Annotated in this window: 8 protein-coding genes and 1 rRNA gene; all 9 read left to right on the plus strand. The window is 43.8% G+C overall.

The features are described 5' to 3' along the window. The first annotated feature begins 100 nt into the window (after positions 1 to 100). A complete protein-coding gene (gene cysK, locus CSV60_RS13550; protein WP_099632542.1) occupies positions 101 to 1027 on the plus strand; it encodes a cysteine synthase A in 927 nt (308 codons plus the stop codon). Positions 1028 to 1258: 231 nt separating this feature from the next. Beyond that, positions 1259 to 1900: a peroxiredoxin family protein gene (locus CSV60_RS13555; RefSeq protein WP_099637362.1), complete on the plus strand. Its 642-nt coding sequence runs from the start codon at positions 1259 to 1261 to the stop codon at positions 1898 to 1900. 26 nt (positions 1901 to 1926) lie between these two features. Then, the gene (locus CSV60_RS13560) at positions 1927 to 3357 is read left to right on the plus strand and encodes an anthranilate synthase component I family protein (protein ID WP_099632544.1); all 1431 of its coding nucleotides are present in this window, start codon (positions 1927 to 1929) and stop codon (positions 3355 to 3357) included. Further along, entirely contained in the window at positions 3354 to 4208 is an 855-nt protein-coding gene (pabC, locus tag CSV60_RS13565; protein ID WP_099632545.1) for an aminodeoxychorismate lyase, read from the plus strand. The genes CSV60_RS13560 and pabC overlap by 4 nt, the downstream gene beginning before the upstream one ends. Further along, positions 4208 to 5059, plus strand: a complete 852-nt coding sequence (gene folP, locus CSV60_RS13570; RefSeq protein ID WP_099637363.1) for a dihydropteroate synthase — start codon at positions 4208 to 4210, stop codon at positions 5057 to 5059. Before pabC ends, folP begins: the two co-directional genes overlap by 1 nt. Positions 5060 to 5080: 21 nt before the next feature. Continuing rightward, positions 5081 to 5449, plus strand: a complete 369-nt coding sequence (gene folB, locus CSV60_RS13575) for a dihydroneopterin aldolase (protein WP_099632547.1) — start codon at positions 5081 to 5083, stop codon at positions 5447 to 5449. Continuing rightward, positions 5446 to 5961, plus strand: coding sequence for a 2-amino-4-hydroxy-6-hydroxymethyldihydropteridine diphosphokinase (gene folK / locus CSV60_RS13580; RefSeq protein ID WP_143565349.1), 516 nt, complete (start codon positions 5446 to 5448; stop codon positions 5959 to 5961). Before folB ends, folK begins: the two co-directional genes overlap by 4 nt. Positions 5962 to 6121: 160 nt before the next feature. Further along, a complete protein-coding gene (lysS, locus tag CSV60_RS13585) occupies positions 6122 to 7612 on the plus strand; it encodes a lysine--tRNA ligase (RefSeq protein WP_099632548.1) in 1491 nt (496 codons plus the stop codon). Positions 7613 to 7993: 381 nt separating this feature from the next. Then, positions 7994 to 8126, plus strand: a 16S ribosomal RNA gene (locus CSV60_RS13590); the annotation flags it as partial.

An 8126-nucleotide genomic window follows, 5' to 3' on the forward strand; every position in this document is an offset into this window, starting at 1 on the left:
CATAATCTTCCGAATGATTATATTGACAAGTAAAATAGAAGGTAGTAATATTAAGTCAATAAAACATATTAAAATACTTGGTATTGGGAGCGGATGACAAATGAGTAGAGTGGGAAATTCAGTTATTGATTTGGTAGGTAACACACCGTTAGTAAAATTAAATCGTTTGACAGGTGCAGATGACGCAGATGTGTATTTGAAACTTGAATTCTTCAATCCCGGCTCAAGCGTCAAGGATCGTATTGCGCTTGCCATGATCGAGGCGGCAGAAAAAAGCGGTGATCTGAAAGAAAATAGTACAATCATCGAACCGACTAGTGGCAATACAGGAATTGGGCTTGCTATGATTGCGGCAGCGAAAGGGTATAAATCTGTACTTGTCATGCCAGACACCATGAGCTTAGAGCGACGCAACTTACTTCGCGCATACGGAGCGGATTTAGTATTGACTCCTGGAGCTGAAGGAATGAAGGGTGCAATCTCGAAAGCCGAGCAATTAGCAGAAGAAAACGGCTGGTTCCTACCGCAGCAGTTCAATAATGAAGCAAACCCAGAAGTTCACCGTCTGACAACGGGACCCGAAATCGCGAATGCCTTGGATCAAGTAGATGCATTTATCTCGGGAATCGGGACGGGCGGTACAATTACAGGAGCAGGCGGAGTGCTAAAAGAGCGTTTCCCTGGAATTAATATCGTAGCGGTAGAGCCGGAAGATTCAGCGATATTATCTGGCGGTAAGCCAGGACCACATAAGATTCAAGGTATCGGTGCGGGATTCGTGCCGGAAGTATTGGATACAGAAATCTATGATGAGATTATCAAAGTTTCCAATGATGACGCATATACGTTTGCGCGTCGTGCGGCTCGTGAAGAAGGTATCCTTGGAGGAGTATCTTCAGGCGCGGCGATTGCAGCTGCGTTGCAAGTGGCGAAGAAGCTAGGCAAAGGCAAAACGGTAGTAGCGATCATTCCATCTAACGGAGAGCGTTACTTGAGCACACCTCTTTATCAGTTTGATGAAGAGTAAGAAGTAAGGTATCGTAGCATTCATTTGCTAGCACTGTATTGATTTCATTGACGTCATTTGATTCCTTGCATATATGAAACTGTCACTAGAAGTAGTAAGTTGCTTCTAGCGGCAGTTTCTTTTTATATCCAGTAAAAAAACTGCGCAATCGTCAGGCTGTTATCAGTGGGTGAAATTCTGTATAATTGAGACGAACCAATCTAGTTATACATAGAATAGAGGGGGCTCACTGTGAATAAAAAGTGGAGCATACTAGCGTCAGTTTTAATTGTGATTGTCATGGGCACGATAATTTTCCTATTAAAACAGGAAATTAAGGAGGAGACGGGCGGCCTTCCTGGTTACGAGGATCTGAATATGGAAAGCTTGCCGAAAGATGTGGTTGATCGTTTACCTGAAGATTGGCAAACTACTACGGATACGGGTAAGCCTGGACTGGCTAAAGGAGATTTGGCTCCGGACTTCGAATTAACTAAGCTTTCAGGTGACACAGTCAAATTGTCCGATTACCGTGGCAAGACGGTCATGTTGAATTTCTGGGCATCGTGGTGTCCGCCATGCCGTTCTGAAATGCCACATATGGAAAAGTACTATACAGACAATAAAGAGTCCGATGATATGGAGATACTCGCAGTCAATATGACGAAAACTGAGAAGAATAAGGTAAAGAGTGCGAAAGAATTCGTCGATGAATATAAATTAACGTTTCCAATTTTATTGGATAAGGACAGCGAAATAATGAAAATGTATCAGATAAAAGTCTATCCGACTTCGTATATTATCAATAAAGATGGTGTAATCACGGATAAAGTGATGCTGCCGTTGGATGATACGATGATCAAACAGTTAATAGAGGAAAGTAACGCGGAGTAAATACTAGAGACGCAGGGGGAACTAGCATGAATACAGTAGCCTATCAGACAGCTGCAATGACAAAAGACGAATTCTTTTATGCCTATCGCCAACTTGCAACAGGGAAAGACCGGCATGTTTTATTGGAGAGTGGTCGTGGCGGAGAGATGTGTGTGGCAGGACTTGATCCGCTTGTGACGTTCAATGCAACTAAAACAGGTCTACGTTTAGAGTGGCGCGATGGCAAAGAAGAATTGCTGACGGGAGAAGATCCGCTAGTTTTGTTGAATGACTTTATGGCGAAATATAACCTAGAGCATCAGAAAGATTTACCTGCCTTTCAAGGAGGAGCAATTGGGATGGTCAGTTACGATTATGTCAGACGCTATGAGGCTCTACCGCTTTTTGCGATGGACGACTTGACGACGCCTGACGTATTCTTTTATCTTTTTGATCAATGGGCTGTGTTCGATATAGAAAAAGAAGACGTCTACTTTATGGCATTGCCTGAAAAACGGCACGCGCTGGACAGTATGGTAAAGGAATGGACCGAAGCATCACAAACAGGTCTGCTGAATCGTCAATTTACCACTGGACAAGCAATAGACGTGGACGTTACAGAAGAAGATTTACAAGTTTCTGTAACAGGAGAACAGTTCGAGCAAATGGTGCGCGATGTACAGCAATTCATTGAGAACGGAGATGTCGTGCAAGTGAATTTGTCTGTACGACAGTCAAAACCGCTCGTCGCACCACCTTTATTGATGTATGAAGCATTACGCTCGTTCAATCCCTCACCCTATATGGCCTATATGGCGGCACCGAATTTTGAAGTAGTCTCCGGTTCGCCTGAATTATTGTTGAAAAAGCGCGGTACTGAATTGAGCACGCGACCAATTGGCGGTACACGAAAGCGTGGGATGACGGAAGCAGAAGACCTTGCCTTGCAGGAAGAGTTGATATCGAACACAAAGGAGATAGGTGAGCACAAGATGCTTGTCGATCTCGAATGCGCGGACTTTGAAGGCATCTGTCAGGAAGGTACAGTGGAAGTAGATGAATTCATGGTCGTCGAAAAGTATTCGCACGTCATGCATTTGGTATCGAATGTTCGTGGTACTGCGTCCTCTGAAGATCTGGCATCTATTGTGCGTGGAGTATTCCCTGGTGGCTCCATTACGGGAGATCCTAAATTGCGTACGATGGAAATCATTGAGGAGCTAGAGCCGACTCGTAGAGGGCTCTACACTGGATCGATGGGTTGGATAGGCTTCAACAGAGACATGGAATTGAATATCACGATTCGTACAGCATTCATTCAAGAGGGCATCGTGCATATCCAAGCGGGTGCTGGTTTAGTGCCCGATTCGAATCCTGCTGCTGAATATCAAGAGTCTCTTAATAAAGCGAAAGCGCTATGGCAAGCGAAAGAAATGGCTGAGTTGGCGATTCGTGATGAAAGTGAGCAACTGTATTGATTTGCTGGATGAACGGTAAGCGAGTAGTCGCGGAAGAACTGCTGATATCACCTTTTGATCATGGATTTCTTTACGGGCTGGGTTTTTTCGAGACATTCCGTACGTATGGCGGAGAAGTATTCCTCTACAAATCGCATATGATTCGCTTGCGGTCGGCATTGGCTGATTTCCGTATTAAAATGCCATATAGTGATGAAGAGATTCTATCAGCTATACATTCTTTGTATAAAGAAAATGGTTGTGTAGATGGCTATTATCGTTTGAACGTATCAGCGGGTGTGCATGATATCGGGCTTGCACCTACACAATATGAACAAGCTAATGTACTAATCTTCCAAAAAGTACTTACTCTACCGCCTGCGCATACGGAGAAAGATGGCGTCTGGCTTGCGACAACGCGTAATGAACCGGAAAGTGTCGTTCGTCATAAGTCGCACCAGTATGCAAATAATGTAAAAGGGCGTCTGGAATTACCTTCATTGAAAGAAACAGAAGGTCTATTTGTTACTTCGGACGGCTATGTGGCAGAAGGTATTACATCGAATGTATTTTGGGTGAAACTAGGCGAGTTGTATACACCTTCTTTGGAGACGGGGATCTTACCTGGTACGACGCGTGCGTTTGTCATCGAAATGGCTGGAGAACTAGGGTTGCCTATCAACGAAGGGTTATATATGCAGGAAGCGCTTGAATCAGCGGAAGAAGTATTTATTACCAACGCGATCCAGGAGCTAGTGCCAATTCGTCAGGTAGGAGAAGTGATGTTTTCTGGCAAGGAAGGACCGATTTATCAACGATTGCATGCGAGTTATCAAGAGGCAATCAATCGAATGAAAGTGAGTGACCAGTAATGGAATTATCAAAAGCACGTGCATCTTATAAATTGGGTGGAACGACGATTAATTTTAGCGAAGAAACAGTGATTATGGGGATATTGAATGTCACACCGGATTCATTTTCGGATGGTGGAAAATATGGTCGGCAAAACCTGGCGCTTGAACATGCGCGGACAATGCTTGCAGACGGTGCGAAAATCATTGACGTCGGTGGAGAGTCCACTCGTCCAGGGTACACGCCTATTTCAGTTGAAGAGGAAATAGATCGTGTTGTACCAATCATCGAAATACTCGCGAGGGAACTCGGCTGTGTATTATCAATCGACACGTCAAAAGCAGCTGTGGCGGAAGCGGCAATTATAGCGGGTGCAAGTATAATTAATGATGTGTGGGGCGCGAAGCGGGAACCGGCGATCGCGGAAGTGGCGGCGCGCTATGGTGTGCCTATCATTTTGATGCACAACCGTGAAAATCGTGATTACCAGCTACCGTTCATGGGGGCTATTATAGAAGATTTGCAGGAGAGTATCAATATTGCAAAGCGGGCTGGAGTTAATGAAGAGATGATTTGGCTGGATCCAGGCATCGGTTTCGCGAAAGATCTCGAGCAGAATATATTAGCAATGCAAGGGTTGTCTTCGATTGCGGAACTTGGATATCCGGTTTTACTCGGTACGTCTCGTAAAGGCATGATCGGTAAAGTGCTTGATCTACCAGTGGAAGAACGTATGGAGGGTACGGGTGCAACGGTTTGTTACGGTATTGAGCATGGCGCGCATATTATGCGTGTTCATGATGTGAAGGAAATCTCACGGATGGTCAAGATGATGGATGTATTGACTAAGAAAGCAGCATACACTGGGTAAGCGATAAAATGGAGGGATTTCATGGATTATATTCATTTGAATGATATGGAGTTTTACGGTTACCACGGCGCATTGCCTGAAGAGAATAAACTCGGACAACGTTTTCGGCTGACAGTTTCATTGGCTACGGATCTTGCGGAGGCCGGACAGACGGATGATTTATCGAAAACAATGAATTACGCAGAAGTGTATGAGATGTGTAAGAACATCGTGGAAGGTGAAGCGGTTCATCTGATCGAGACGGTGGCTGAAACAGTGGCCGGGACGATCATGACAGACTTCGCAGAAAAGATAAACGGTGTACGTGTCTTGCTTATAAAACCGGATCCACCGATTCGTGGACATTATTCATCCGTTTCCGTGGAAATCACGAGGGGGCGTTTCTCCTGAATAACGCCTATTTGTCACTGGGATCAAATATAGGCAATCGCCTTGAACATTTACAGCAAGCTGTGCAATTGTTAAATGAACATCCTTCTATTAATGTGTCAATAGTTTCTTCCGTGTACGAAACCGATCCAGTCGGACTAACGGAACAAGCGAAGTTTTTGAATATCGTGGTAAAGCTCAGCACGACATTAGAAGCAACGGAATTATTGAGTGTGTGCCAGTCTATTGAAAATAAGCTTGGTAGAATGCGTAAAATACGTTGGGGCCCCCGAACAGTAGACCTGGATATCTTGCTTTATAACGAGAGTCACATCCAATTAGAGAATTTGATCATTCCGCATATACGTATGCAAGAGCGTGCATTCGTGCTCGTTCCGCTAGTTGAGATTAATAAGGATGTAAAGAATCCTATAACAGGAACTCTTTATCGTGAAGAACTGGCGATAAAAGAAGACGGGATAAATCTTTGGAAAAAGATTGGACGAGTCGAAGAGTTTTTACGACAAGATTGAACATTGAATGACCAAACTGCTCTATAATAGGGCAGTTTTTTCTATACAATGGAACGAGATGACTGTTTGTCCTTTTGTTAGGCCTGAAATTTGTGTACAATAGTTGCAGACGACTGATTCCGAGGATAGGGACGGTCAAAGTATGAAGGAGTGAAAGGAAATGTCCAATATGGATGAAATGAATGATCAGCTTTTGGTGAGACGCCAGAAGATGAATGATATACGTGAAGATGGTTTAGATCCGTTCGGTCAGCGTTTTGAACGCACACATCTGACAAGCGAGATACGCTCTACATATGAAGGGCAGTCAAAAGAGGATTTAGAAGAAAACGAGCAGGAGGTAACTATTGCTGGTCGCATCATGACAAAGCGTGGAAAAGGTAAAGCTGGGTTTGCTCACATTCAAGATCTTGGAGGTCAAATTCAGATTTACGTACGTTTGGACGCTATCGGTGAAGAGGCTTATAAGCTATTTACTTCTGCAGATCTTGGGGACATTGTCGGTGTCCAAGGTATTATCTTCAAAACAAAAGTAGGAGAACTTTCTATTAAAGCAACAAAGTTTACGTTCTTAACGAAAGCGTTGCGTCCGTTGCCTGAGAAATTCCATGGTCTACAAGACGTAGAACAACGCTATCGTCAGCGCTACTTGGATTTAATATCGACAGAAGGTAGCAAAGAAACGTTCATTATGCGCAGCCGGATCATTCAATCGATGCGTCATTACTTGGATGGACAAGGCTTCCTTGAAGTAGAAACACCTATGCTTCACGCAATAGCAGGGGGAGCAGCGGCCCGCCCATTCGTTACACATCACAATACACTCGATATGACATTGTATATGCGAATCGCTATCGAATTACATTTAAAGCGCCTGATCGTTGGAGGTCTTGAGAAAGTATATGAGATTGGACGTGTATTCCGTAATGAAGGAATGTCCACACGTCACAATCCTGAATTCACAATGATCGAGTTATATGAAGCCTATGCGGATTACAACGACATTATGGAATTAACAGAAAATCTTGTAGCGCATATCGCTCAAGAAGTACTGGGTACGACTACTATCCAGTACGGTGAAGATCAAATCGAATTAGCACCGCGCTGGAAGCGACTTCACATGGCAGACGCAGTCAAAGAGTTTACAGGTGTAGACTTCTGGCAGCAACTGACGAAAGAACAAGCGCATGAACTAGCAAAAGAGCATAACGTACAAGTAACTCCTTCTATGGAAGTAGGTCATGTACTGAATGAATTCTTCGAGCAGAAAGTAGAAGAAGAACTTGTCCAGCCAACATTCATCTATGGACATCCAGTAGAAGTATCGCCGCTTGCAAAGAAGAATCCGGAAGATCCGAGATACACAGATCGCTTCGAACTATTTATTGTACGCCGTGAACACGCGAATGCCTTCACGGAGTTGAATGATCCAATTGATCAGCGCGAACGCTTTGAATCGCAGTTGGTGGAAAAAGAACAAGGAAACGATGAAGCGCATGAAATGGATGAAGATTTCATTACGGCATTGGAATACGGACTACCACCAACAGGTGGACTCGGCATCGGAATCGACCGCCTCGTCATGTTGTTGACGAACTCGCAATCAATCCGTGACGTGCTACTATTCCCTCAAATGCGTCCTAAAGACTGATATGACAGCTCCAATAGCAATATTGGAGCTGTTTTTTTATTGCCGAAATACAGTGTTTTAATAGAATGTAAAAGAAAATCAAAAAGAATTTAAGAAAACAGTTGCATCTTTTGAAAACGGGTGGTATATTTATGAAGTTGCTTTTGAAGTTAGCGACTTAGCGAAAAACATAACGAAAAAGTTTTTACTAAAAGTGTTGACAACAAAACGATGAGATGTTATTATTAAAAAGTTGTCTCTTACGAGAGGCCGACCGAATGAACCTTGAAAACTGAACAGCAAAACGTTAACGAAATACAGTTTGTGCACCTAACGGTGACACCAACAAAATGAGTATCTTAATTGATGCCAGCAAATGAAACTCGAGCTAATCGAATTTCTCTTATGGAGAGTTTGATCCTGGCTCAGGACGAACGCTGGCGGCATGCCTAATACATGCAAGTCGAGCGAACTGTTGGAAGCTTGCTTCCTTCAGTTAGCGGCGGACGGGTGAGTAACACGTGGGCAACCTGCC

Source organism: Sporosarcina sp. P7 (genome assembly GCF_002743425.1).
Classification (GTDB): Bacteria; Bacillota; Bacilli; order Bacillales_A; family Planococcaceae; genus Sporosarcina.

What these genes read in the sequence shown, in the direction of transcription:
- folP (WP_099637363.1), top strand. Translation starts at nt 4,208, where the DNA reads ATGGAATTATCAAAAGCACGTGCATCTTATAAATTGGGTGGAACGACG.
- folB (WP_099632547.1), top strand. Translation starts at nt 5,081, where the DNA reads ATGGATTATATTCATTTGAATGATATGGAGTTTTACGGTTACCACGGC.
- lysS (WP_099632548.1), top strand. Translation starts at nt 6,122, where the DNA reads ATGTCCAATATGGATGAAATGAATGATCAGCTTTTGGTGAGACGCCAG.
- CSV60_RS13560 (WP_099632544.1), top strand. Translation starts at nt 1,927, where the DNA reads ATGAATACAGTAGCCTATCAGACAGCTGCAATGACAAAAGACGAATTC.
- cysK (WP_099632542.1), top strand. Translation starts at nt 101, where the DNA reads ATGAGTAGAGTGGGAAATTCAGTTATTGATTTGGTAGGTAACACACCG.